The organism is Bacteroides sp. AF29-11, assembly GCF_003602895.1.
Lineage (GTDB): Bacteria > Bacteroidota > Bacteroidia > Bacteroidales > Bacteroidaceae > Bacteroides > Bacteroides uniformis.
Genome location: NZ_QTLY01000020.1, coordinates 1 through 2,492 on the forward strand (window position 1 = coordinate 1; position 2,492 = coordinate 2,492).

1 protein-coding gene is annotated in these 2,492 nt (G+C 52.7%); it reads right to left on the reverse strand.

The genetic code is table 11. From position 1 onward, the window contains the following. Positions 1-2,492, reverse strand: a 2,492-nt coding sequence (locus DWZ03_RS19705) for an efflux RND transporter permease subunit (protein WP_133303179.1), incomplete at both ends; no start/stop codon positions are given.

Genomic DNA, 2,492 nt, shown 5'->3' on the forward strand with positions numbered 1-2,492 from the left:
AACGCCACATCTATCGGAATTTCCAGCAGCACGATGAGCGGCTGCACGAAGCTTTCGAACTGGGCGGCAAGAATGAAATACATCAGCAGGATAGAGATGAAAAGAATCACCACCAACTCGTCCAGCATCTGGCGGTTGGAGAAGAAACTGCCGGAGAAGGCCGTATCCCAGTCACCCGTGGCATCTGCCTCCCGCTTCACCTTTTCCATCAACTCCGGAGCATCGTCCACTTCATAGAAACGGAACGGTATATATTCACCGTTACGTCCTGCCGTAATCGTTTTCAAATCCTCGGCCGGACGCACCTTTACCAGCTCCCGAAGCGGAATATACTCCACTTCGCCCTTACTGTCCGGACGGGTCTGTATCAATGTCTGCAGCAGCACCTCGTTCACTGTCCGCTCCTCGCCCACAATGCTGATAGGCAGGTATTGCTGGTAGGAATGGAGCATAGCTACGCTGTTCTCCTTGAATGCCGTCCGCAGCGTACGGTAAAGCTCGTCATACGAAACGTCATAGAGCAACAGCTTTTCCTGCAGGATGCTTATGTCAAGCTGGTTCTCGAAAGCGATGCCTACGGGCGCTGTCCCCGTAAGCTCCGCAAACTGTTGTTCCAGTCCGCGCAATTCTTCCGCCGCCGGCGCCTTCTCCTTATTGCGGGCATAAAGTTCCGCCACCACATCGGCCTCCCCGGTCACGAAAAGCTTCTCGAACACGGTTTCGGGTGGAGAAAAGGAGACTGTCGCCAACGGATATTCCCGTGTCAGCCACTCGCCCGCCTGCTTCTGCAAGGGAGCAATCCCGTCAGGCGAGGAAGTCTTGAAATACAATTCTGCCTCCGAAGAAGAGAGAGCCTGCTCACGGTTCAGCAGATAGTCCTGCTGGCCTATGGCAGCCGTCTGTTCCACTGTCTTGTCCAGCAACTGGCCGAACAGCACATTCACACGATGCCGGTTCTCGTCCACATGTATGTTTTCGTTCCATTCCACGTGGACTATCAGTTCATTCTGGTCTATCTGCGGCATACGCTCCTTGCCGACGGAATAGAACAGAAAGACACAAAGAGGAATAGAAACCACACAGAATATGATACTTACCGTCTTGTGGGAAAATACCCAGTCGATGCCCGCATCATAAAAACGGTCCAGCGTATGTTCCTTCAACGGATTGTTGATGCGGATGCGGGAGAACCACGACCTGCCGCGCAACCCTGTCCGGTAGACCAGCATATAGAGGACCGGCAGCAGCATGATACCCGTGAAGTAGGAAACCAGCAGCCCCACCGTAACAGAGAATGCCTGGTCATAGAACAACGCCCCTGCAATGCCGCTCATGAATATCAGCGGCACAAATACGGCAATAGTGGTCAGCGACGAACTCAGCATGGGCGTAATCACCTCACTCGTTCCCGTCACGCAAGCCCGCCGCAACGAATAGCCCCGTTCGCGATACTGCGAAATGTTCTCCGTCACAATGATGCTGCTGTCAATCATCATACCCAACGCCAGGATTAATCCCGACAAAGAAATGATATTGAGTGACATCTTGAACAAGTAGAAGAACAGGAAGCAGATGACAATAGATACCACCATACTCAACCCGATGATGAACGGCGACTTGACATCCCCCAAGAAGAGTACCGCCACAATGCAGATGAACAGGAAACCCAACGACAAATTTTGCTGAAGATTGGAGATGGTATAGTCCAGCAACTCCGTCTGGTTACGGCTGATGCTAAAATCAATGTCGGGATATACTTTCTTGAAGTAGTCCATCGTGCTGTTGATGGCAAGCTTCATGTCTTCCATATTCTCGTCCGCCTGCTTGATGACGGCAAGGGTAACGGCACGCTTGCCATTGCTCATGGAGACACCTTTCTCCTTGGCAGGAACAATCTCTACCCGGCAGAAGTCTCCCAAGCGGATGATACGTCCTTCCTTTCGCAGCAGGATGCCCTTCACGTCCTCCTCTGTCCGCAGCAGGGTGGAGAACTTAATGTTGTATTCGTAGTAGCCGTCGCGCACGGTCATGCTGCCCGGCTCCACGTTGTTTTGCGCCAGCACGTTTTCTATGTCTTCAATGGAGAGCCCCAACACAGCAAGCTTATCCGGGTCGGGCACAATCTGTAACTGGCGTTCGACCAAACCCGTGACATCCACCATTGCCACTTCCGCCAACTGCTCGATGCGACGCTTTATGACATTTTCGGCAAACTCGCACAAATCAAGAAACGCGCGTTCGTCCACCTTGCCGTATGCACTGTCGTTTTTTAGGGTCAGATTGAGGTAGAAGACAGGAATGTCCGTCGCACTTGCCTTTATCACCTTCGGGCGTTCGGCATCCTTGGGCAGATAGTTCATGGCGGCGTCAATCTTCTCGTTCACTTCTATGAAGGCAAGGTCGGTATTCGTACCGAAGTCGAAGCCCAGGCGGATGATGCCTGCACCATCGCGCGTCTCGCTGTCCATGTCCTTCAGTTTCGCCACCTGGAT